Origin of the sequence: Allobosea sp. ASV33, assembly GCF_016428755.1 — a bacterium.
Taxonomy (GTDB): Bacteria; Pseudomonadota; Alphaproteobacteria; order Rhizobiales; family Beijerinckiaceae; genus Allobosea.
Map to the genome: position 1 here is coordinate 1 of NZ_JAELTI010000070.1, position 22,604 is coordinate 22,604.

At 67.7% G+C, this 22,604-nt stretch carries 15 protein-coding genes; 4 read left to right on the plus strand and 11 right to left on the minus strand.

Going from position 1 to position 22,604, the window contains the following annotated elements:
- From JHD80_RS18695 to phnG, 4 genes are all read right to left on the minus strand, one after another.
- The coding region (locus JHD80_RS18695) for an alpha-D-ribose 1-methylphosphonate 5-phosphate C-P-lyase PhnJ (protein WP_248311642.1) at positions 1–431 on the minus strand (431 nt) is incomplete at its 3' end.
- Positions 428–1,684 (minus strand): carbon-phosphorus lyase complex subunit, encoded by a 1,257-nt coding sequence (locus JHD80_RS18700; RefSeq protein ID WP_199090479.1) that lies wholly within the window; start codon positions 1,682–1,684, stop codon positions 428–430. The genes JHD80_RS18700 and JHD80_RS18695, both read right to left, overlap by 4 nt.
- The gene (phnH, locus tag JHD80_RS18705) at positions 1,684–2,271 is read right to left on the minus strand and encodes a phosphonate C-P lyase system protein PhnH (protein ID WP_199090481.1); all 588 of its coding nucleotides are present in this window, start codon (positions 2,269–2,271) and stop codon (positions 1,684–1,686) included. The genes JHD80_RS18700 and phnH overlap by 1 nt, the downstream gene beginning before the upstream one ends.
- A gap of 14 nt (positions 2,272–2,285) precedes the next feature.
- Entirely contained in the window at positions 2,286–2,717 is a 432-nt protein-coding gene (gene phnG / locus JHD80_RS18710; protein WP_199090483.1) for a phosphonate C-P lyase system protein PhnG, read from the minus strand.
- An 88-nt stretch (positions 2,718–2,805) separates the two neighbouring features.
- Here phnG and phnF point away from each other — a divergent pair, with 88 nt between their 5' ends.
- Entirely contained in the window at positions 2,806–3,549 is a 744-nt protein-coding gene (gene phnF, locus JHD80_RS18715; RefSeq protein ID WP_199090485.1) for a phosphonate metabolism transcriptional regulator PhnF, read from the plus strand.
- A gap of 114 nt (positions 3,550–3,663) precedes the next feature.
- On the opposite strand, the gene phnE (JHD80_RS18720) is transcribed toward phnF, so the two are convergent.
- The 4 genes from phnE (JHD80_RS18720) to phnC all read right to left on the minus strand — a co-directional run bounded on the left by phnE (JHD80_RS18720) (position 3,664) and on the right by phnC (position 7,380).
- The gene (gene phnE / locus JHD80_RS18720) at positions 3,664–4,518 is read right to left on the minus strand and encodes a phosphonate ABC transporter, permease protein PhnE (protein WP_199090486.1); all 855 of its coding nucleotides are present in this window, start codon (positions 4,516–4,518) and stop codon (positions 3,664–3,666) included.
- The gene (phnE, locus tag JHD80_RS18725) at positions 4,515–5,396 is read right to left on the minus strand and encodes a phosphonate ABC transporter, permease protein PhnE (RefSeq protein ID WP_199090487.1); all 882 of its coding nucleotides are present in this window, start codon (positions 5,394–5,396) and stop codon (positions 4,515–4,517) included. The genes phnE (JHD80_RS18720) and phnE (JHD80_RS18725) overlap by 4 nt, the downstream gene beginning before the upstream one ends.
- Before the next feature lie 164 nt (positions 5,397–5,560).
- A complete protein-coding gene (phnD, locus tag JHD80_RS18730; protein WP_199090491.1) occupies positions 5,561–6,478 on the minus strand; it encodes a phosphonate ABC transporter substrate-binding protein in 918 nt (305 codons plus the stop codon).
- 83 nt (positions 6,479–6,561) lie between these two features.
- Complete coding sequence (gene phnC / locus JHD80_RS18735) at positions 6,562–7,380, minus strand: phosphonate ABC transporter ATP-binding protein (RefSeq protein WP_199090493.1); 819 nt, start codon at positions 7,378–7,380, stop codon at positions 6,562–6,564.
- Between the two features lie 424 nt (positions 7,381–7,804).
- Here phnC and JHD80_RS18740 point away from each other — a divergent pair, with 424 nt between their 5' ends.
- Together JHD80_RS18740 and JHD80_RS18745 are read left to right on the plus strand one after the other, a co-directional pair.
- Positions 7,805–8,884, plus strand: a complete 1,080-nt coding sequence (locus JHD80_RS18740; protein WP_199090495.1) for an efflux RND transporter periplasmic adaptor subunit — start codon at positions 7,805–7,807, stop codon at positions 8,882–8,884.
- A gap of 124 nt (positions 8,885–9,008) precedes the next feature.
- Complete coding sequence (locus tag JHD80_RS18745; RefSeq protein WP_199090497.1) at positions 9,009–12,104, plus strand: efflux RND transporter permease subunit; 3,096 nt, start codon at positions 9,009–9,011, stop codon at positions 12,102–12,104.
- Between the two features lie 160 nt (positions 12,105–12,264).
- Here JHD80_RS18745 and pbpC read toward each other — a convergent pair whose 3' ends face one another.
- Both pbpC and JHD80_RS18755 read right to left on the minus strand, forming a co-directional pair.
- Positions 12,265–14,358: a penicillin-binding protein 1C gene (gene pbpC, locus JHD80_RS18750; RefSeq protein WP_248311643.1), complete on the minus strand. Its 2,094-nt coding sequence runs from the start codon at positions 14,356–14,358 to the stop codon at positions 12,265–12,267.
- Positions 14,359–14,480: 122 nt separating this feature from the next.
- A complete protein-coding gene (locus JHD80_RS18755) occupies positions 14,481–19,739 on the minus strand; it encodes an alpha-2-macroglobulin family protein (protein WP_199090499.1) in 5,259 nt (1,752 codons plus the stop codon).
- A gap of 420 nt (positions 19,740–20,159) precedes the next feature.
- Here JHD80_RS18755 and JHD80_RS18760 point away from each other — a divergent pair, with 420 nt between their 5' ends.
- Positions 20,160–21,611: a peptidoglycan-binding protein gene (locus JHD80_RS18760; RefSeq protein ID WP_199090501.1), complete on the plus strand. Its 1,452-nt coding sequence runs from the start codon at positions 20,160–20,162 to the stop codon at positions 21,609–21,611.
- A gap of 76 nt (positions 21,612–21,687) precedes the next feature.
- Here JHD80_RS18760 and JHD80_RS18765 read toward each other — a convergent pair whose 3' ends face one another.
- Complete coding sequence (locus tag JHD80_RS18765; RefSeq protein WP_199090503.1) at positions 21,688–22,434, minus strand: enoyl-CoA hydratase-related protein; 747 nt, start codon at positions 22,432–22,434, stop codon at positions 21,688–21,690.
- Positions 22,435–22,604 lie beyond the last annotated feature (170 nt).

Below are 22,604 nucleotides of genomic sequence, written 5' to 3' on the forward strand. Positions count from 1 at the left end.
GGCTCCAGACGGCGTAAGGGTTCCGGCGTCGGCACCTGATAGACCATGACCTGTCGGGGCTTCAGCGGTGCCTCGGGAATGCGGTGGCGGGTCTGGATGATCGTCGCCTCGTCCGTCGCCTCGCAGGTGCGGGCGTCGGCGGTGCGCTCGAAAAACCTGCGGATCGAGACGGCGTTGGTGGTGTCGTCGGCGCCCTGGTCGATCACCTTTAAGGTGTCGGCAGGGCCGATGATCGCGGCGGTGATCTGGATGCCGCCGGTGCCCCAGCCACGAGCCAGCGGCATCTCGCGCGAGCCGAACGGCACCTGATAGCCGGGCACCGCGACCGCCTTGAGCAGGGCGCGGCGGATCATCCGCTTGGTCTGCTCGTCGAGATAGGCGTAGTTGTAAGCCGGCTTGGTATCGTCAGCCGGCATCTGATGGATAGTCATTCCGCAGCCTCCGGCATGGCGTTCTGCTCTTGGGCGCCCTGTTCGCGGGCGATCCGCTCCTCGCGCTCGCGGCGGATGCGGCGGATCAGTTCGAGTTCGCCCTGGAAATCGACATAGTGCGGCAGCTTGAGATGCTCGACGAAGCCGGCCGCCTCGACATTATCGGCGTGGTAGAGGACGAATTCGTCCTGCTGCGCCGGGTAGTTGGTGGCTTCGCCGAAATCGCGCGCCTTCAGGGCGCGGTCGACCAGCGACATCGACATCGCCTTGCGCTCGCTATGGCCGAAGACGAGGCCGTAGCCGCGGGTGAATTGCGGCGGGACGTCCTTCGAGCCCTGGAACTGGTTGACCATCTGGCATTCGGTCAGGGTGACGTCGCCGAGATCGACCGCGAAGCCGAGCTCCTCGGGCACGAACTCCACCGCAACCTCGCCGACGCGGACCTCGCCGACGAAGGGATGCGTGCCGCCGAAACCGCGCTGCACGGAATAGCCGAGGCCGAGCAGGAAGCCCTCGTCGCCGCGCGCCATCGATTGCAGGCGGACATCGCGATCGGCCGGGAAGGAGACGGGGTCACGGGTAAGGTCGAAGGGTCGCGGATCGCCTTCCGGCGGCTCCTCGGCTTCCATCAGTCCCTCGGCGCCGAGGATGTCGGGCACGCGCGGCATGCGAGCGTCGAGCGGGGCTCTTTCCTTCTCCCCTTGCGGGAGAAGGTGCCCCGAAGGGGCGGATGAGGGGTCGCGCAAGTCGGAATCGCTGGCTACCTTCCTTGAAGGATCATCGGAGCCGTGGCGCGACCCCTCACCCCAACCCTCTCCCGCAAGGGGAGAGGGGGCGCGTTGCGGTTCGTCCATCAACCCGAAATCGAAGAGCCGGTGCGTGTAGTCATAGGTCGGGCCGAGCACCTGGCCGCCGGGCAGATCCTTGTAGGTCGCCGACACCCGGCGGCGGATCGCCATCGCGGCGGTGTCGAGCGGCTCGGATGAGCCGAAGCGCGGCAGCGTCGTGCGATAGGCGCGCATCAGGAAGGCGGCCTCGATCACGTCGCCCTGCGACTGCTTCAGCGCCAGCGCAGCGAGATCCTGATCGTAGAGCGAGCCCTCGTTCATGACGCGCGCGCAGGCCAAAGCCTGCTGTTCGCGGATCTGGGCGACCGAGATTTCCGGCACGGCCGGATCGCCGCGACGGGCTTCGGCGACGAGATCATGCGTGGCGAGGATGGCGGCCTCGCCGCCCTTGACGGCAACATACATCAGCGAGCCTCCTCGATTTGCGTCGAGCGCGGCAGGCCGATCAGGCCCTCTCCATGCGCGAGCAGGACATCGACGCCAAGCGGGTAGAGCGCGCCGTTCTCGCGCAATTCATCGGTGAAGCCGGAGCGCAGGCCCTGCGGCGCGATATCGCGCGAGCCCAGGATGCCGGGGCCGGCGAGGGTGATGGCGTGGCCACCTTCCAAGCCGTTGACCTGCACGATCACGGTCGTCGAGCGATCCGGGAACTGGTCCGTGCCGAGATTGAAGGCGGAGAGGCTGGGCTCGTCGGCCGCGCCGTCGATGACCGCGAAGGCGGCCTCGGCGGGGTTCTCGACGAGCGTCGCGCCGCAATGGAAGCGCAGCCAGGCGCCGGCGGGGCCGTTGCGCAAGGGTTCCGGCAGCCAGACCGGGGTCTCGTAATCGGCGAGCGTCAGCAAGGCCGTGGCCGTCGCGGTGGCGAGGCCTTCCGGCGGCGCGATCTCGCTCGCAACCTTCTGCAGCGTGCCGGGCTCGGAGAGAGCGGCGAGCAGGGCGCGGAAGGCGGCCTGCGACTGGAAGACCGGGTCGGAGAAACCGGGGGCGATCATGGTTTCAGCCGACATCACGAACCCCTGACCAGCGTGAAGAAATCGACCTTGGTCGCCGCCGCCTTGCGCGAGGCGAGGTCGCGGGCCGCCGCCTGCTGCGCGGCGAGCGTGGCGACGCCTTGATGCAAACCGCTGTCTTCGGCCTCGTCCTGGAGGCGGGCGTCGAGCAGGGCGGCGAGCCTTGCCTTCCGGCCGTCGCGGCCGAGCGCATAGGAGAAGCCCATCCGTCCGTTGGACAGGCGCACCACGCAGCGCGTCACGGTGGCCTCGCCCAGATTGAAGCGGCGGCCTGCGCCACCGGCGCGGCCCTCGACCATCACGGTGCCGGTCTCCGGCGCCTTCAACAGGTCATGGTCCGGCGGATCGCCGAGCAGGCTTTCGATCTCGCTGCGGGAGGCGCGCGCCAGCGTCGCCATCCAGCTTTGCCTCGGGGTTTTCTGCGTCATCGGCGCGGGCTCGCTGGTCAGTTCCGAATGTCTAGACTATGCTAGGGGAGTTGATGGCAAAGGTCTATACTTTTCGGATGAAACTTTGATGACGGATGCGGCACTGGCGGAGCGCGATGGGGGCACGGCCTGGCGGCGTATCGCCGACGAACTGGCCGAGGCGATCGGGCGCGGCGAGTACAAGCTCGGCGACACGCTGCCGGCTTCGGTCGCGCTGGCCGAGCGCTACGGCGTGCATCGCCATACAGTGAGGCAGGCTTTTCGCCATTTGGCCGAGCAGGGCCTGGTGACGGTTTCACGCGGACGCGGCACGCAGGTGACAGCGCCGCGCCTGCCCTATCCGATCGGCCGGCGTGTCAGCATGCGCACCAATATGGGCAGGCTCGGCATCACCGGCACGAGCCGCATGCTCTCGGCCGAGGTAGTCGTCGGCGAGGCAGCGGCCTGCTCCGCGCTCAAGTTGAAGACCGGGACGCCGCTCTGGTGCGTGTGTGGCGTAAGCCTCGCCGACGGCGTGCCGATGGGCACGGGCACGCATTGGCTCTCGGTCGAGCGCTTCGCGGATTTCGACAAGGCCTATCGCGAGGCGGCCGGCTCGATCACGGCGGCCTTCAAGATTTATGGCATCGCCGATTACGTGCGCCTGTCGACGCGCCTGACGGCACGGCTCGCCGAAGAAGGCGAGGCGGAATTGCTCGAAATCGCGCCGGAGGCGGCCGTGATGATCTCGACTGCGGTCGATGCATTGCCGGACCTGACGCCGGTGCATCTCGTGAGCAGCGTCTTCGCCGCCGAGCGCGTGGAAATGGTGATTGAGCCGTTCGGGGATTGAGGGGCGCCGTCATGCTCGGGCTTGACCCGAGCATCTCAGGACGATGAGGCGCCTCTTCCGGCGAGAGATTCTCGGGTCTTCGCTTCGCTGCGCCCGAGAAGGACGGCAGGGGTTTCACCTCGCCCGGCGACCGATGATGGCGAAGCGCAGCTTGCTCGACAGGAAGTCGATGGCCGAGACCGCGGCGAGGATCAGCAGGATCAGGAAGGAGACCTGCTGCCATTCCAGCGTGCGGATCGTCTCGGCGAGATAGAGGCCGATGCCGCCCGCGCCGACGATGCCGATGATGGTGGAGGATCGCGTGTTGGACTCGATGAAATAGAGCACCTGGCTCGCGATCACCGGCAGCACCTGCGGCAAGAGGCCGAAGCGGATCTCGTGGGCCTTGCCGCCGCCGACGGAGGCCAAGCCCTCGACCGGCTTGCGGTCGGCCGCCTCGATCGCTTCCGAGTAGAGCTTGCCGAAGGCGCCGAGATCGCTAGTCATGATCGCGAGCATGCCGGCGAAGGGGCCGAGGCCGACGACATTGACCCAGATCAGCGCCCAGATCAGAGCGTCGACGCCGCGCACCGTGTCGAGCGAGCGGCGGGCAAGGAAATGCACGACGCGGTTGGCGACGACGTTGCGCGCCGCGATGAAGCCAAGCGGCAAGGCGAGGATGGCGGCGAGCACTGTGCCGAGGAAGGCGATCGCGATCGTCTCGAACAACGCCTTCACGAAGATGATCGCGCGGGCGAAGGAGCCGGGATCGGGCGGCAGCATCAGCACGACGAAGGTGCCGAGATTGCCCAGGCCGGAAATGAGCTTCCAGAGCGAGGTCTCGAGCGTCGTCAGCCCGTAGAGGAAGAGGCCGGCGAGGGCGGCGATGGTACCGATCGTCGCGAGCTTCGTCTTGAGCGAGCCGCGGATCGCGGCCTCGTGGCGGTTGAGAATGTCGGCGCGCTCGGCTGTCGAGAGGGCGAGGCTCATCGGCCATGCTCCAGGCTGAGGAGGGCGTGGCGCAGCCGCTCGGTGCCGTAGTCGATCAGCATCACGGCGATGATGATCAGCAGCAGGATGGCGCTGACATCGGTGAAGTAGAACTTGCGGATGGCCTCGATCAGGTCCTGCCCGATGCCGCCGGCGCCGACGAAGCCCATGATCGAGGCGCCACGGACATTGATCTCGAAGCGCAGCAGCGCGTAGCTCGCGAAATTGGAGAGCACCTGCGGCACCACGGCGAAGCGCACGATCTGCCACCAGCTACCGCCGGCGGCGGTGACGCCGTCGACCGGTTTCAGGTCGATATTCTCGACGACTTCAGAGAAGAGCTTGCCGAGCGCGCCCATGGTGTGGATCGCGATGGCGAGTACGCCGGGGAGGGGGCCGAGCCCAAAGGCGATGACGAAGATCAGCGCGAAGACGATCTCGGGGACGGTGCGGCAGAATTCGAGATAGCGGCGCACGGCGAAGCGCAGCCAGGTGCCGCGGCCGAGATTGGCGGCGGCGGCGAAGCAGAACAGAAAGGCGCCGGCGACGCCGAGGATCGTCCCGACATAGGCGATCAGCACGGTCTGCCAGAGCAGCTTCAGCCAGCCCTTCAGGCCCCAGTACCATTCGGCGAGATCGGCGCCGAGGCTGCCGAGCCGGAGCGTCGGCAGCGTCTCGTAGATGTATTTCGGGAAGCGGTGGATGTTCTCGAAGAACTTGGCGAGATCGACCTCGGCGCCGCGCGCCGACAGCAGCACGCAGGCGATGAAGACGACGATGCCGATCAGGGCCTGCCGGCGCTTGGCCGAGGCAGCCTGCCGATAGGTCTCGGCATGGGCCCGGATAGCCGGGTCGTTGCGGTCGATCGCGAGGGTCATGGAATTCTGTGTCCGTTGCCGGAGAGGGCGCTAGCCAGCGCCGCAGCCGTCATGCCCGCCCTTGTGGCGGGCATCCACGTCTCGAACACCGCATTCGATCAACGAAGCGAAGGCGTGGATGGTCGAGACAAGCCCGACCATGACGGCGAGAGCAGGCGTGCTGCTTACGACGACTTCTTCTTGCGGAGCTCGTCGACGAACTTGTTGAGCTCGATGATCGGGTCGTAGGCCTTGTTGTCGACGGCGACGAGCGGGCCCTGCTTGCCTTCATAGATCTTGTCGAAGGCGACCTTGTCCTTGGTGGCGAGGTTCAGGACGGCGTCGCGGATCTTGGCCTTCAGCTCTTCCGGCAGGTCGGTGAGATAGGCCATCGGCGAGTTCACGATCTGCTCGGACTTGTAGATGATCCGGAAATCCTCGGCCTTGGCCATGTTCTTGCGGGCCATGCGCTGCAGGTTCGATTCCTGCTCGTCGTTCCACCAGTTGGCGGCGATGTCGACCGTGCCCTGCTGGAGCGCGATAATCGCGTTCTCGTGGCTGCCGGTATAGACCACCTTCGAGAAGAAGGTTTCCGGCTCGATCTTCATCTGGTTCAGCACGAAACGCGGAACGTTGTTGCCCGAGGTCGAGTTCGGGTCGACGAGGCCGAGATTCTTGCCCTTGAGATCCTCGACCTTCTGATAGGGCGAGTCCTTCTTCACGTAGAAGACCGAGTGATAGCCCTTGGTGCCGTCGAGATTGGTCTCGATGGCGAAGGCATCGACCTTGGCGCCGGTCATGCGGGCGCGGGCGAAGGAAGCCGGGCCGTACATGCCGATATGGATGTTGCCGGCGCGCTGGCCCTCGATGATCGCGGCATAGTCGTTGGCGATGCGCAGGGTCACCTTGGTGCCGAGCTCCTTCGCGAGATAGTTCACGAAGGGGGTGTAGCGCTCGACGACGCCGGAGGCGTTCTCGGAGGGGATGATCGCGAAGACGAGCTCGGGATACTTGGCCTTCCAGTCCTGGGCGAAGGCCGGAGCCGCGGCGGCGAGCGCCAGGCCGGCGGCGGCGAGCTTGAGGGTATGACGACGGGTCAGCATCGATATGCTCCTGGTTGTAGTCTTAGGCGGGATGGTCTTCTCGCGGCGACGGCCTTCGGGCCGGTCCGGCGATCTCTCGAAAGTCAGGCGGTCTTCTGGCGGGCGCGCTTCGCCTCGGAAGCGGCAATGGCGTCGAGCGCATCCAGCGCCTCGGCGCCGGCATCCTTGGCCTCGATGCCGTAGAGCTCGGCCGCGATCTCGCGCGTCAGCGCCTGCGGCACGTCGTCGAACACGACCTTGCCGGCGGACATGCCGATCAGCCGGTCACAGTATTTCGCGGCGATGTCGAGATCGTGCAGGTTGCACATCACGGTGATGCCGTCCTCGCGATTGATGCGGAACAGCGCGTCCATGACGACCTGGGTATTGCGCGGGTCGAGCGAGGCGATCGGCTCGTCGGCGAGGATGATGCGCGGCTCCTGGACGAGGGCCCGGGCGATGGCGACGCGCTGCTGCTGGCCGCCGGAGAGGGTCTCGGCGCGCTGGGCCAGGAGATGGCCCATATCGAGACGCTCCAGCGCCGCGATCGCGCGGATCTTGTCGTCCTCGGAGAAGCTCTTGACCAGGGTCAGCGCCGCCGAGCGGTGGTTCAGCCGGCCGAGCAGGACATTGGTCAGCACGTCCAGGCGGCCGACGAGGTTGAACTGCTGGAAGATCATCGCCGTGTCGCGGCGCCAACGGCGCAGGGCAGCGCCCTTCAGGCCGGTGACGTCCTGCTCTTCGCAGACGATCCGGCCGGAGGTCGGCTCGGTCAGGCGGTTCAGCATGCGCAGCAGCGTCGACTTGCCGGCGCCGGAGGGGCCGATGACGCCGACCATCTCTCCCTTCGGCACGGTCAGGGTCACGGCATCGACCGCGTTCCTGTCGCCAAAGCGCTTGGTCAGGCCTTCGATGCGGAGCATGAATGGTTCTCGGGCACGATACGGGCATGAGCGCGTCCCCGCCCGGCCAAAGCCAGAGGGTCAGGCGTCTCGATCGCCGCGAGCCCTAACGGCCACGGATGACAGCGGCGTGACAGCAGGCGGAAAGCCTCGAAAGCAGCGATTGCGCCTTCGCGAGCCGGTCAACGTTTCGTGAGATATCCAGAATGCGCTTGGACGATCCGCAGCTTACCGGCAGGATGAAGCTGGATGTTTGTGTGCGGCGGAGATGCCTGCGATCGTGGGCCTCTCATCGGCAAGCATCTTGCATCGATGGCTGGGAGGCCGGGTCGATGCGGCATCGGCGCAGAAACTGCTGTTTTTGTGCCGCTGTGGCACGCCGGCATCTTAGCAACGACTTTCGTTCCATTTAAGACTAATGGGCGGCAACGGAGCCTCCAGCCTGATGAAGCGGTTCGTCCTTCTTGTTCTCGTCGCCGCGGTCGCGGGCGGCGGCTATTATGCCTACCGCAACCAGCGCGCCGGCACGCAGCAGGCACAGGCCAGCGCGGTCTCGGGTCCGCGCGCCGTGCCGGTCGAGGTCGCGTCGATCGAGCTGGCGACCGTCAGCGAGGAGGTCGAGGCACTCGGCACGCTGGCTGCCGATGAATCCGTGGTGATCGCGCCCGAGATCGCCGGCCGCGTCGTCTTCCTCGGTTTCAAGGAGGGCGAGCCCGTCAAGGCCGGCCAGGAGCTGGTCAAGCTCGATACCGCGATCCTGGATGCCGAGCTCAAGCAGGCGATGGCGGATCTCGGTCTCGCCCGCGACACCAACGACCGGCTCAGGGGGCTGGTCTCGCGCGGCTCGGGAACGCAGGTCGCGCTCGACGAATCCGCGGCGAAGCTCGCTTCCACCGAGGCCCGCGTCCAGCTCGCCAAGGCCAAGCTAGCGCAGTCGACCATCGTGGCGCCGTTCACCGGCGTCGTCGGCCTGCGCTCGGTCGGCGTCGGCGACTATGTCTCGGTCGGCAAGCAATTGATCACGCTGACCAGCATCGATCCGATCAAGATCGATTTCCGCGTGCCTGAGATCTATCTTAGCCGCCTGAAGGTCGGCCAGCCCGTGCAGATGCGCGTCGATGCGGTGCCGGACCGCAAGTTCCAGGGCCAGATCTACGCGATCGACCCGGTGGTCGATGTCAACGGCCGGGCGATCCGCCTGCGCGCCAACATCCCGAATGCCGATCTCGCGCTGAAGCCCGGCCTCTTCGCCCGCCTCGCCATCACCGTCGACCAGCGCGAGAACGCGATCCTGGTGCCGGAAATGGCCGTCGTGCCGGATGCCGTCGGCAAGATGGTCTATGTCGTCGACAAGGGTAAGGCGAAGCGCGTGACCGTCGAACTTGGCAAGCGGCTGCCGGGCAAGGTCGAGATCGTCAGCGGGCTGAAGCCCGACATGCAGGTGATCACCGCCGGCCAGATGCGATTGCGCGACGGTGCGATCATCGCGATCAAGGACAAGGTCGTCCAGACGAGCCAACTCTAGGGCATTCCGCGCTTCCCGCGACATGCTCCATCTCTTTGTTTTGTCGCATATTCGCTGACGCGGACCTTCGGTTCTTCACGCAAGCCGGCCTCCGCTCTCTCCGAAAATGCTCTAGGACCGACGCATGAGCCTCTTCGAACTCTTCGTCCGCCGGCCCGTTCTCTCGACGGTGCTGAGCCTTCTGGTGATGCTGATCGGCATCGTCTCCTATGGCCGCCTGACCGTCCGCGAATACCCGAATATCGACGAGCCGATCGTCTCGGTCCGCACCGACTACCGCGGCGCCTCCGCCGAGATCATCGAGACGCAGGTCACGCAGATCCTCGAGAACTCGATCGCCGGCATCGAAGGCATCGAGATCCTGTCCTCGACCAGCCGCCAGGAGCGCAGCTTCATCCAGGTGCGCTTCCGCCCGGATGTCGACCCCGACGTCGCGGCCTCCGACGTGCGCGACCGCGTCAGCCGCGTGCGCAGCCGCATGCCGGACGAGATCGACGAGCCGGTCATCGCCAAGGTCGAGGCGGATTCGCAGCCGATCCTCTATCTCTCGCTGACCAGCTCGCGGCACGGCCCGCTGGAGCTGACCGATTTCGCCGACCGCTTCATCTCCGACCGCGTCCAGAACGTCACCGGCGTGGCGGAGGTCCGCATCCTCGGCCAGCGCCAATATGCGATGCGCCTCTGGCTCGATCGCGCCCGCATGTCGGCCTATGGCGTCAGCGTCCAGGAGGTCGAGGCCGCGGTCCGCGCGCAGAACATCGAGATTCCCTCGGGCCGCATCGAGAGCAACGACCGCGAATTCACGGTGCTCTCGCAGACCAGCATGACGACGCCGGCGGAGTTCCGCGAGATCGTCGTCAAGGACGCCAACGGCTTCTCGGTCAAGGTCAAGGACATCGCCAAGGTCGAACTCGGCGCGCGCGAGGAGCGCAATGCCGCCTGGTTCCGGGGCACGCCCTCGGTCACGATCGGCATCGTCAAGCAGGCGACAGCCAACCCGCTCGACGTCTCGGCCGGCATCGAGGAAGCTTTGCCCGGCATCATCGAGGACCTGCCGCAGGGCATGTCGATCGCCAAGTCCTATGACAGCTCGGTCTTCATCGACCGTTCGATCAAGGCGGTCTTCCAGACGATCCTCGAAGCGATCGTGCTGGTCGTGCTGATCATCTTCATCTTCCTGCGCTCGGCCCGCGCGACCCTGATCCCGCTGGTGACGATCCCGGTCTCGCTGATCGGTTCGTTTGCGCTAATGTATGCGTTCGGCTTCACCGTGAACACGCTGACGCTGCTGTCGATGGTGCTCGCCATCGGCCTCGTCGTCGACGACGCGATCGTGGTGCTGGAGAACGTGCACCGCCATATCGAGGACGGCATGAAGCCGACTCCGGCGGCGATCCGCGGCATCAACGAGATCGCCTTCGCGGTCGTCGCGATGACGCTGACGCTGGTCGCGGTCTATGCGCCGATGGCGTTCTCGACGGGGCGCACCGGCAAGCTCTTCATCGAGTTCGCGCTGACGCTGGCGGGCGCGGTGCTGGTCTCCGGCTTCGTCGCGCTGACGCTGACGCCGATGATGTGCGCCAAGCTTTTGCGCCATCACGAGAAGCATAACTGGCTCTACAATGTGCTGGAGGGCGGATTCAACGCGTTGTCGCGCGGCTACAAGGCCTCGCTGCGCGGGGCCCTGTCGGTGCGCCCGCTCGTCGTCCTGCTGGCGCTCGGCGTCGCGGGCGGGGGGTATTTCTTCTTCACGAACCTGCGCGCGGAACTGTCGCCCGTCGAGGATCGCGGCACGATCAATGTGATCGGCGTCGCCCCCGAAGGCGCCACGATCACCTTCACGGCCGATTACGCGCGCCAGGTCGAGGAGTATTTCCGGAAGATTCCGGAGGTCGAGACCTATCTCGTCATCACCGGCTTCCCCGACGTGACGCGCGCCATCGCCATGGCCCGCCTGAAGCCGTGGGAAGAGCGGCACCGCAAGCAGCAGGACCTCGTCGCCGAGATCAACCGGGGGCTGTCGCAGATCCCGGGCATCCGCCTGTTCGCCACCAATCCGGCCTCGCTCGGCCAGGGCCAGGCGACCAGCAAGCCCGTCGAGTTCGTGCTGCGCTCGTCGGAGCCCTATGACCAGATCAAGTCCTATGTCGATCAACTGATGGCAGAGGTCGCGAACTCGCCGGTCCTGACCAATGTCGAGAGCAACCTCATCCTCGACAAGCCGCAGATCAAGGTCTCGATCGACCGGCAGCGCGCCGCCGATCTCGGCGTCAATGTCGACATCATCGGCCGCACCATGGAGACGCTGCTCGGCGGCCGGCAGGTCACCCGCTTCAACATGAACAGCAAGCAGTACGACGTCGTGCTGCAGGTCGAGGGCGCCGAGCGCAACACCCCGCAGGCGCTGCAATCGATCTACCTGATGGGCCGTGGCGGGGCGGTGGTCCAGCTCTCCAGCCTAGTCCAGGTCGAGGAGACGGTGGCGCCGAAGGAACTCGTCCGCTTCAACCAGCTCCGCTCGGCGACGATCACTGCGATTCCGGCGCCGGGCTATTCGCTGGGCGACGCCCTCAAGGTACTGGAGGAGGGCGCGGCGCGCGTGCTGCCCAACAGCGTGCAGATCGACTATTCCGGCCAGAGCCGCGAGTTCAAGCAGTCGGGCGCGAGCATCTTCGTCGTCTTCCTGCTGGCGCTCGGCTTCATCTATCTGGTGCTGGCGGCGCAGTTCGAGAGCTTCGTCGATCCCGTCGTGATCATGGTCTCGGTGCCGCTTTCGCTGACCGGCGCGCTGGCGGCTCTCTACTTCACGGGCGGGACGATGAACGTGTACAGCCAGATCGGCCTGATCACGCTGGTCGGCCTCATCACCAAGCACGGCATCCTGATCCTGGAGTTCACCAACCAACTGCGCGAGGAGGGCCGGGAGATGATCGACGCCCTCGTCGAAGCCGCCGAATTGCGGCTGCGGCCGATCCTGATGACGACGGGCGCCATGGTGCTCGGCGCCGTGCCGCTCGCCATCGCCCATGGCGCCGGCGCGGAAAGCCGCTCGCAGATCGGCTGGGTCATCGTCGGCGGCATGACCTTCGGCACGCTGCTGACGCTCTACGTGGTGCCGGTCGCCTATAGCTATCTCGCCCGCAAGGTCCATGGCTCGCGCCATGGTGCGCATGACGAGGCGCATGGCGCTCACGGGGCGCATCCGGCGCCGGCCGAGTGAACGACATCCGCTGTCATCCCGTGCGCGCCGCAGCGTGCAACGCTGCTGCGCAGACACGGGACCGCGTGACGAGTGGGCGCCCTACCTGAGAACGGTCCCGCATCTGCGCCGCAGCACTTCGTGCCGCGGCGCGTGCGGGATGACGCCGCGGTAGCGCGCCTTACTGCAATCTCACCGACACGCTCTCGCTTGCACCCGTGCCGTCGATCACCGAAATCCGCATGAAGCCCTTGCCGGGCGGCTGCCATTGTGTCTCGCGGCGGCGCTGTGGCTCGGTCACCGGCGTGCCGTCGACCAGCCAGGTATAGGGCGGGGAGCCGCCGGCCACCTTGAGATTGAGCCGGGCATTGCCGTCGAGCGCGGCGGCCGAGAGGTCGATGCGGGCGCCGTCCGGCGGGAAGGCGAGCTTCAACGTCGGCGTCGTCATCGCCGTCACGGTCTTGGGCACATCCTGCCGGAGATGCCTGAGTGGTGGCGGCAGATGGCCGGTGCTGGCGACGATCGCGTCGGCCGGCTGCGGGAAGGGCCGCGGATCGATGCCGAGCCGGGCGAAGGCGTCGAACAGGATCGGGGCCGCGACCGTGCGCCCGACCAATCCGGGCACGGCCCCGTTATCGGCACGGCCGACCCAGACGCCGATCGTGTGCTTGCGGTCGAAGCCGACGGCCCAGGCATCGCGATAGCCGTAGGAGGTGCCGGTCTTGTAGGCGATGCGGCCGGGCACGGCATTGAGCGGCGGCGGCGCGCCGAGCAGGGTATCGGCGACATACCAGGCGGCGACGGGATCGACGAGGCGCGCCGCCGGACCACTCTGCGCCGTCTGGGGGCGGAAGCGCAGCGGCAGCATCTCGCCGCCACGCGCCAGGCCGACATAGGCGCGGGTCAGGTCCTGCAAGGTGATGCCGAGTCCGCCGAGGCCGACCGCAAGGCCGGGCGCGCCACTGTCCCGGGGCATGGCGATGGCGACGCCGGCATCGCGCAGCCGCGACAGGAAGCGCTGCGGGCCGAGCGCCGAGAGCAGTTCGACCGCAGGCACGTTGAGCGAGAGCTGGAGCGCCTTGCGCGCGCTGACCATGCCCTGGAAGGTCATGTCGAAATTCTCGGGGATATAGATGCCGTAGCGCGCCGGCCGGTCCTCCAGCATCGTCTCGGGATGGGCGATGCCGTTGTCGAAGGCGAGGGCGTAGATGAAGGGCTTCAGCGCCGAGCCCGGCGAGCGCAGCGCCCGTGTCAGATCGAGCGCACCCGCCCGTTCCGCCGCGAAATAATCGACGCCGCCGACCGAGGCGCGAATCTCGCCGGTCTCGTTATCGACAGCAAGGATCGCGATCGAGACCTGGGGTGCGAGCCCGAGGCTGCGCTCGCGGGCGAGCCCTTCGAGCGCGGCTTGCAGGCGCGCGTCGAGCGAGAGTTTCTGGACGCGCTCGGCTGGCGCCTCCGCCACCGCCTGCTCGGCGATATGTGGGCTGAGATTGGGGAAGGGGCGGCGCGCGGTCGGGATCGGCTCGTTGCGGGCGGCGGCGACCTCGTCACGGGTGGCGAGGCCCGCCTGCTCGACCCGCTCCAGCACGCGCTCGCGCGCCTTGCGGGCAGCTTCGACGAAGCGGTCCGGCCGGCGCGTCTCGGGCGATTGCGGGAGAGCGACGAGGAGGGCGGCCTCGGCTGTCGAGAGCCGCTTCGGCTCCTTGCCGAAATAGGCGAATGTCGCGGCGCGCACGCCTTCGAGATTGCCGCCGAACGGCGCGAGCGTGAGGTAGAGGTCGAGAATGCCCGCCTTGTCGAAGCGCCGTTCCAGCTCGACGGCGCGCACGGCCTGCCGGAGCTTGGCCGAGAGCGTGCGCTCCTCGCGCGGTTCGAGCAGGCGCGCGACCTGCATGGTCAAGGTCGAGCCGCCGGAGACGACGCGGCCATTGATCAGCATCTGGCCGGCGGCGCGCAGCATGCCCAAGGGGTCGATGCCGTGGTGTTGGTCGAAGCGCTTGTCCTCGAAAGCCTTGAGCATGGCGAGATAGCGCGGGTCGACGTCCTCGCTGGTGACGGGGAGCTTCCAGCGCCCATCATTGGTCAGGAAGGGGCGCAGCAGCTTGCCTTCGCGGTCGAGCACCACGGTCGAGCGATCGGCCGCGGCCGCGAGGTCGAGCGGAGGGAGGGAGCGGGCGTAGAGGACGAGGGCGGTCGTTGCCGCGATTGCCGAAACGGTCAGAACGCCAGCGGCGATCTTCAGTTTGCGGAAACGGCCAGGGCACGCCGTCATGCTCGGGCTTGACCCGAGCATCTTGTGCAGGAGGGGTGTTGGAGCCTCATCCTGATCGAGATTCTCGGGTTTGCGCTGCGCTTCGCCCGAGAATGACGGCCGTTTTTGCCCGCTTTCGCTCATTACCGCGCCGAGGTTATCTCCACCGCGCCGAAGCCGGTACGGCCGAAGCGGTCCGGCCGGTACATGTCCTCGATCACGGCGGCCGGCGAGACGTAGCGGCCGGGCGAGACGGCTCGCGCGATATAGGCGACGGTGTAGGCGGGCTTGTCGTTCTTCGCGCCCGAGCGCTCGAAGGCGGCGACGAAGCGGTCGTCGCGCGACTCGGTATGTACAGGCGAGACCTCCTGTTTCAGCCAGTCGAGACCTGCGACCGAGGCGCCTTCCGTCAGATTGGCGTTCTCGATCTCGAGACCGGCCGGGACGGGATCGACGAGCAGCAGGCGGCCATAACGCGGCGTGGCCTCGGTCACCGTCAACGCCACGACATAGCGCTCGTTCTGGCGCAGGCGCGCGGGATCGGCCTTCTCGCCCTTCATCGTGTAGATGACGCGCTCCAGGCCGAAGCCCTGGTTCAGGGCCGGCTCCGGCGCGGTCGGGATGCCGGCGACGGTGATGACCGCCTGGGCATTGCCGGCGCCGGGATTGGCGATGGTCAAGGACTTCGCCTCCAGCGCCTCGGCCGAGAGCGTGCGATAGAGCGCACCCTTGCGGGCGGCGCCATCGACCGTCAGCGTCATGCCCTCGGCATCCTTGGCCATCGCCTGTGCCGCCAGCACCATCCACATCTGCTCCTGCGTCGAGGTGTAGCTGTAGCGGGCGCTGTTGCGGGTGGCGTCGAGGATCGAGACGGCGCGGCTGATATCGGCGCGCTCGCCATTGGCTTCGGCGATCAGCGCGAGCACGCCGGCGCCGTCGCGCAGGCGGGAGCCGTAATCGGGACGCGACAGGCCATCGTCGCTCGCCTGCTGGAGCAGGCCGAGCGCGCTGCCGAAGGCGGCGCGGCCACGGCCACGATCGCCCAGTGCCGAGAGCGCGGCGCCGATCTGGGCGCGGGCAAGCGGCGTCGCAAAATCGCCGAGCTTGTTGTCGGCGAGATAGCGCAAATCGCCCATCACCGGCCGGCCGTTGCGGGCGAGCACATAGAGCGCATAGGCGATGCCGGCCGCCTCTTCCTTGTTGATGTCGCTGGTATTGACGACCTGGTTGCGCAGGCGGTCGAGCGCGAGGTTGAAGGCGATCTGCGGCACGGCGAACTGCTTCTCGCGAGCCCGCGTCAGGAAATCGGTGACGAAGGCGTCGAGCCAGAGATCGTCGCCGCCGACACCCCAGAGACCGAAGGAGCCGTTGCCGCCCTGGCGGGCGAGCACGCGCTCGATCGCGTTGACGACACGCTCATCGGCCTTGTCGTCGAGCGCGAGCTGTTCCAGCGAGGCAAGCTGGTTGACTGCGAGCAGCGGCAGGGCGCGGGAGACGGTCTGCTCGGTGCAGCCATAGGGGTAGCGGTCGAGCGCTTTCAGCAGCGCCGGCACGTCGAGCGAGCCGAAGGGCGAGACCGTCACTGAGACCTGGCCGGAATTCGGCACGAGATCGGCCAGCAGGTCCGAGGAGACGGTGATCGCCCCGCCATTGCCGGGGATGGCGCGCACGATGCGGCGCGCGATCGTCGCGGCCGAGGGCTGCACGCGCACGGCGAGGTTCTGCACCGTGCCGATGCCGTTCGGCCCGGAAATGCGGACGTCGAACTCGGCGCGGCCGAGGCCGGCGGCGGTGACGGGGATCGTCATCTGCGTCTTGGCGCCGGCGCCGAGCTGCATCGTGCGGCGCGTGGCGTCGGCCGCGACCAGAACAGGGCCCTTCACGTCCAGATCGACGGTATAGGCGCCAGCCGGCCCCTCGACATTGTCGACCTGGAGATGGAAGCGCGATTGGTCGCCGATGGCGAGGAAGCGCGGCAGCGTCGCCTGCGCGACGATCTGGTCGCGCACGATCACGTCGGCGCTGGCCTGGCCGGTGCGGCCGGCCGACCAGGCGACGCCCATGACGCGGACCGAGCCGTTGAAGGCCGGCAGGTCGAAATCGACCTTGGCCGTGCCATCGGCCCCGACCTTGACCACGCCGGAATAACGGGCGAGCGGCTCCTGCGTCGGCTTCTCGCCGTCCATCTTGGGCGCGGCGTCGCCGCCGGTGCGGATCGCGCCGCGCGTGCCCTGCATGCCGTCGATCAGGTAGCCGTAGAGATCGCGCAGGTCATGGCCGAGCTGGCGCTGGCCGAAGAAGAACTTGCTCGGGTCCGGGCTCTCGTAGCGGGTGAGGTTGAGGATGCCGATATCGACGGCGGCCAGCGTGACATAAGCCTCTTCGCCGGCCTTCATGCCGGTGACCTTGACCGGCAGCGACAGCGTCGTCAGCGGGCGCACCAGTTTGGGCGCACCGAGATCGAGCGCCAGCGTGCGCGTCTCCTTGCCGATCTGGAACCAGGAGAGGCCGATGGCCCGGCCGGGCAGGCGCTTGGCAGCGGCGTCCATCGGGCGATGGGCGAGCACGACGAGATAGGCGCTGGCGCCCCATTCGGCCTTCACCGGGATCGAGGCGGAGGTGCCGCCCTCCGTGATGTCGATGGTGCGGATATCCGCGACCTTGTCGGTGATGACGGCGAGCGTCGCCTTGCCGGCGAAGCGCGGGGACAGGCGGACCTGCAGGCTCTCGCCATCGGCATAGGCCGCCTTGTCGAGCGCGACATCGAGCACATCCGGCGTATCGGCGGTCTTGTCGCTCTCATAGCCGACGCTGAAGGAGACCGAGGTCTCGGCCGCCTCGTTGCCGTCCGAGGTCACGTCGAGCCGGTAATTGCCCCATTCGACGGGCGCGGCGATCTTGGCCCCAGTGGCTTCCGCCACAGCGATCTCGCCATCGGCGACGCGGCGGGTGGTCTTGACGCCTTCATAGTTCCAGCGGCCGTCCTGGAAGAACCACTGGTAGTTGCGGCGCACCTTGGACAGCACCCATTTGACGCCGGGCCGGGCGAGGCGCTTGCCGTCGCCGGTCGCCATGATCACTTCGAAATTGGCGGTCTGGCCGTTGCCGAGATCGCCATCGCGGAACAGCTTCTTCACGCCGATCGCGGCGCCCTTGGGCACGATCGGCAAGGTGACGGAGCGGGCGATGGCGCGCCCGCCGGGCTCGCCGACGCGCACGGTCATCTCCACCTCGAGCGGGCGGTTGGTATCGGCCTGCTGGACGGGGTTCGAGATCGTCGCCTTGCCGGCGGCGTCGGTCGTGGTGCTTTCCTCGAACTCGCTCTGGACCGGCTCGAAAGCCTCGTCGGTGAGGCCGACCTGATAGTCCTTGAAGCCGGGGATGGGGCTGGCATCGGCGGCGCGGATCGTCATCGAGCCGGTGACGTCGAGCTCGGAGCCCGGCGCGCCGTAGAGATAGCGGGCGTTGACGTCGAGTTCGGCCGGCTGGCCTGCCTGAAGCAGCGGCGCCTTCGGCGTCAGTGTCAGCTCAAGCCGCTCTGGCACGTAATCCTCGACGAGGAAGGAGGTCTCGCCGATCGCCTGGCCCTTCGGGTCCGAATAGGCGAGGACGCGCCAGGTGCCGGTCGCGGAGCCGGAGACGAGCTGGATCGAATGGGCGCGGCCGCCCGCGCCCTGATCCTCGACCTGCCGGCGGCGGTATTCGACACCATCCGGGCGCTTGACGACGATGGTCAGCGGAAGGCCGGTGACGGCGGCGCCCTTGGCGTCGCGCAGCAGCGACGTCAGATAGACCGTCTCGCCGGAGCGATACACGCCGCGCTCGGTGTAGAGATAGGCGTCGAGACCGGCCGGGGCGACACGGCCTTTCACGCCGCGATCGGACAGATCGAAGGCGGTCTGCTTGAGATCGAGGAAGCCGTAATCCTCGGCGAGCGAGGCGGTGACGAGGCCGGGCGCATTGCCACCCTGGCCCTTGCCCAGTCCGGCATCGAAGCGGGCATAACCGTTGCCATCGGTCTTCGCGGTGCCGAGCACCTCGTTGTTGCGGGCGATCAGCCTGAGTTCCGCATTGGCGATCGGCTTGGCGTCGGCCAGCGAGCGGGCGAGCACATGCACGCCGTCCGGGCCAGTGAAGGAGGTCAACCCGAGATCGGAGACGACGAACCACTGCGTTGCCCGCGTCGAGCCGTCATCATACGAATCGCCATCGTCGCTCGCGGGCGCGGCGGCCGGACCGCCCGAAGGCTTGGCGAACATCACGTAGACGCCGGGCTTCAGGCTGCCGACCGCTTCGGTCACCGGGAAGGCCGTGATCACGTCCTGGTTCAGCTCGGACTTCACGTCCATCGTGCCGGTCCAGACGGTCTGGCCCTTGTCGCTGGAGATCTGCCGGGCGGAATAGGAGCCGATCTGGCTGAGGAAATCTTCGGAATGAACCGAGTTGATCAGGTTGCGGTCGCCGATCCGCATCACCTCGAGGTCAAGCTTGCCGGAATTGACCGAGATGACCGGGATGCCCTGCTGGCCGGTGCGGGGCAGCACATAGTTCTTGCCGGTGAAGCGCACGGAGGGCGTGCGGTCGCGGACATAGATCTCATAGTCGGCCGATTTCAGCAGGGTTTCGTCGGGGATGGCGGAGGGCACGCCCTGGCGGATGACGATGGCGTAGCGCTCGCCATGCTTGAGGCCATCGACGCAGATCTGGCGATCCTCGGCGCTGACGGCGAAATCGCCCTTGCCGCCGGAGATCGCCACATAAGGCGCGAAATCGACGCGGCCGCGCGCCAAGGCTTCCGAGAACTCGAAGCAGGCACGGGGCGAGGCGGCGTCGGAATCGGTCTTGTTGGAGGTCAACCGGAAGCCGCGCTTCTCGCGCAGGCTCTCATAGGAGCTTTGCAAGGCGGGGTTGGCGGCGAGGTCGAGACTGAGCCGGTAAGTGGTCAGCGCCGGGCGCCACAACTCGTTCTTCTCGAAGGTGCGGGCGAGCACGCCGAGCGAAGCGGCCTCATCATTGCGGTTGGTCGAGCGCTGATAGGCGAGATAGGCGGCGGCGACCGCGCGCTCGCGCAATTCCCAGCGCTCGCGATAATCGCGCGGCTCGATCGCATTGGCGGCGCGCGCCATCAGGCGCCAGCCGGCGGCATTGGCGGAATCGGCGACGATCGCGGCATTGGCCTGGGGCAGGGCGGAGCGTGCGTCGCCGCGGCCCAGCGCGATCTCGCCGGCACGGATGGCGTCCGCTGCCGAGCGATTCCCGGTCGCGACCTCGCGCTTCAGACGCTCCTCAAGGCGCTGCCCGTCGGCCTGCAGGTCGTTGCGAACATAGGCCTTCTGGGCGAAGGCGGGGGCTGCCGCCAGCGTGAGCGAGAGGGCGAGCGCGAGACGGGAAAGCAGGGTCATCGTCGGTCCTCTTCGTCGATCGGCCCGGCCAGGATCGGCGGACATGGCTTCAGGCCGATGACGGCGTGAGACGGGGCCGGCAGGCTATCACCGTGCCGCGCGCGTTCAAGTCATGCGAATGCAGGGCGTGCGGGGGGCGATATCGGCCCGTAGTATCGCGATCGAACCACGTTGTCATTCCGGGGCTTCGCGCAGCGAAGAGCCTGGAACCCAGAACCGATGCGGATCTTTGTTGGCTGCGCGCCGAGTGTGCGCTTCTTCGCGAGGGCATCGGTTCTGGGTTCCGGGCTCAGGCCTGCGGCCTGCCCCGGAATGACGGCGTTGTTCCGTGCGAATCCGGAACGCTCTTCGCCATGGTTGCGGCGCGGCGCGTTCTGACGCTCAATGCAGCCGCTTCGCCCGCTCTCAAGGACGAGACCCATGCCGCGCGCCCTTCTCCACCCCCTGCGAAACAGACTGCTCCGGCGCGCTGCCCTGGCGTTCGCCTTGCTGGTGCCGACGCTTGCCGGCGCGCAGGCCCCTGCTCCGGCGGCCGGCCCTTCGCCGCAGATGGCGGCGGCGCAGGCCGGGTTCGAGGCCTTGCCCGAGGCCGAGCGCAAGGCGATCCAGAACGACCTGATCTGGGCCGGGCAATTCAACGGCGCGGTTTCCGGTTACTACGGCCCGCTGACCTTCCGCGCGATCAATGCCTTCAAGGGCGCGCGGGGGCCGGCCGACGGCCTGCTGCCGCCGGTCGAGCGGGCGGCGCTTGCGAAGGCCGCGCAGGCTGCGCGCGATGCGGCCGGGTTCAAGGTGCTGGCCGACGACAAGACCGGCGTGCAGATCGGCATCCCCCAGAAGCTCCTGCCCAAGCGCGACGTGACGCCCTCCGGCGGCAGCCGCTGGCAGAGCGCCGACGAGAAGGTGACGCTCGACACCTCGACCACGCCGCCGGGCGGCGAGGACCTGGCGGCGATCTACGAGAAGGCGATCACCGTCAGCCCGAACAGCCCGCGCAAGATCACCTACAAGCTGCTGCGGCCGGATTTCTTCGTCGTCACCGGCGAGACGCCGACCGGGCGGTTCTATCGCCGGCTCGCAGCCGGCCCGCAAGGCCTGCGCGGCTTCTCGATCGGCTATGACAAGGCGCTGGCGCCAACCGTCGACAAGCTGGTCATCGCGATTGCGGCGAGCTTCGAGCCCTTCCCGACCGGGGCGGCTCCGGCTCAGCCTTCGGCGGTCGCCGGAACCGCCCCAAGTCCGTCTTCCGGATTGTCGTCGCTGCTTGCGCCGGCCGCCCGCACGAACGAGCGCTATGGCGTCGCGCTGATACTCAACGAGCGGGTGGCGCTCAGCGCCGCGTCCGCGATCGACAATTGCCGAAGCCTGCGCGTCGGCAATCGCAATGCCAAGCTGCGCCAGAAGGACGATGCGAGCGGGCTTGCCCTGCTCGATCTGGAGGGCGCGGGGGCCGCGAAGCCGCCGGGCCTGCGCAGCGAGGCGGCGGGGGCTTCCGAGGCGCTGGTGCTGGTCGCCTTCGGCAACGATGCCGGCAAGCGGGCCGCCGTGGCGCTACCCGGACAGAATGCGCAGGCCGGCGGCAAGCCGGCCCTTAAGGCGCCGCTTCAGCCGGGGCAAGCGGGGGCGCCGGCCTTCGACCGGCAGGGGCGGCTGGTGGGGATCGTCACCGACAACCCCTCCGACAAGATCCTGATCGCCGGCGTCGCCCCGCAGCGCAGCTATGGCTTCGCCGATGGGGCGGCGATCCAGGCGATGCTCGGCAAGGTGGGCATCACGCTGCCGCCGGCCGCCGCTGCGGGGGCAGAACTCAGCACGGGTGCGGTGGTCGAGCGGGTCTCCGGTGCAGTCCAGCCTGTCATCTGCGGGCTGTAGCTTTGCCCTCAGCGGCCTGAGAGCTGCTCTCGAGAGGACGTGCCCTGGGCAAGCCCGGGCACGACGGGCATCGCGTTCATTTTTTCAGGAATGCCATGAAGGCGGCCATCGCCTCCGGCGATTTCAGGCGCTCGCCGAAATGGCGTGCCTCGGTCGCGATGGTCTCGGCCACGGCGGCGGCCGAGCCGCGCTTCAGCAGCATCTTGGTCAGGGCCAGCGATTCCGGCGGCAGCGCCGCCAGTGCCTTGGCCTTGGCAAGACCGATTTCCAGCGCCGTGCCGTCCTCGGTGACGGCGTTGACGAGGCCGGCCGCTTGCGCCGCCTCGGCGTTGAAGGCCTCGCCCAGCAACAGCAACTCCGCCGCCTTCTTGGAGCCTGCGACGAGCGGCAGCAGGTAGCTCGATCCGCCCTCGGGGCAGAGGCCCAGCGTGACGAAGGGCAGGCGGAAGGTGGCGGAGCGGGCGGCGAAGGCGAGATCACAATGCAGTAGCATCGTCGTACCGATGCCGACCGCGAAACCCTCGACTGCCGCGACGATCGGCTTCTTCGCGGTCGAGATCACTTCCAGGAAATCGATGGCGACGCGCGAGCCGTCGCCGGCCGCCGCGGCCATGGCGAAGTCCTTGATGTCGTTGCCGCTGGTGAAGGTGCCACCGGCGCCGGTCAGCAGGATAGCGCGGATCGAGGCATCGGCCTCCGCGGCGGCGATCGCGGCGATCAGCCCAGCATAGCTCGCCCGGTCGAGCGCATTCTTGCGGTCCGGCCGGTTCATGGTGATCTGCACCACGCCGGCCGCGACGGTTTCGCTCAGCACTTCGCTCATCGGTCCGCTCCTGATTGTGCAGCCGGGATCGCACGCAGCTTCGCCGGGGGTCAAGCGAGGCCGGATGCGCCTTTCGTCACCGCCCGGTGCTTGACATCGCGCGGCTCGGATTCTCCCTTGCCCGACCGGACGCCTTCGCTGCCTTGGTTTGCGAGTCGGCCGCGAGACAG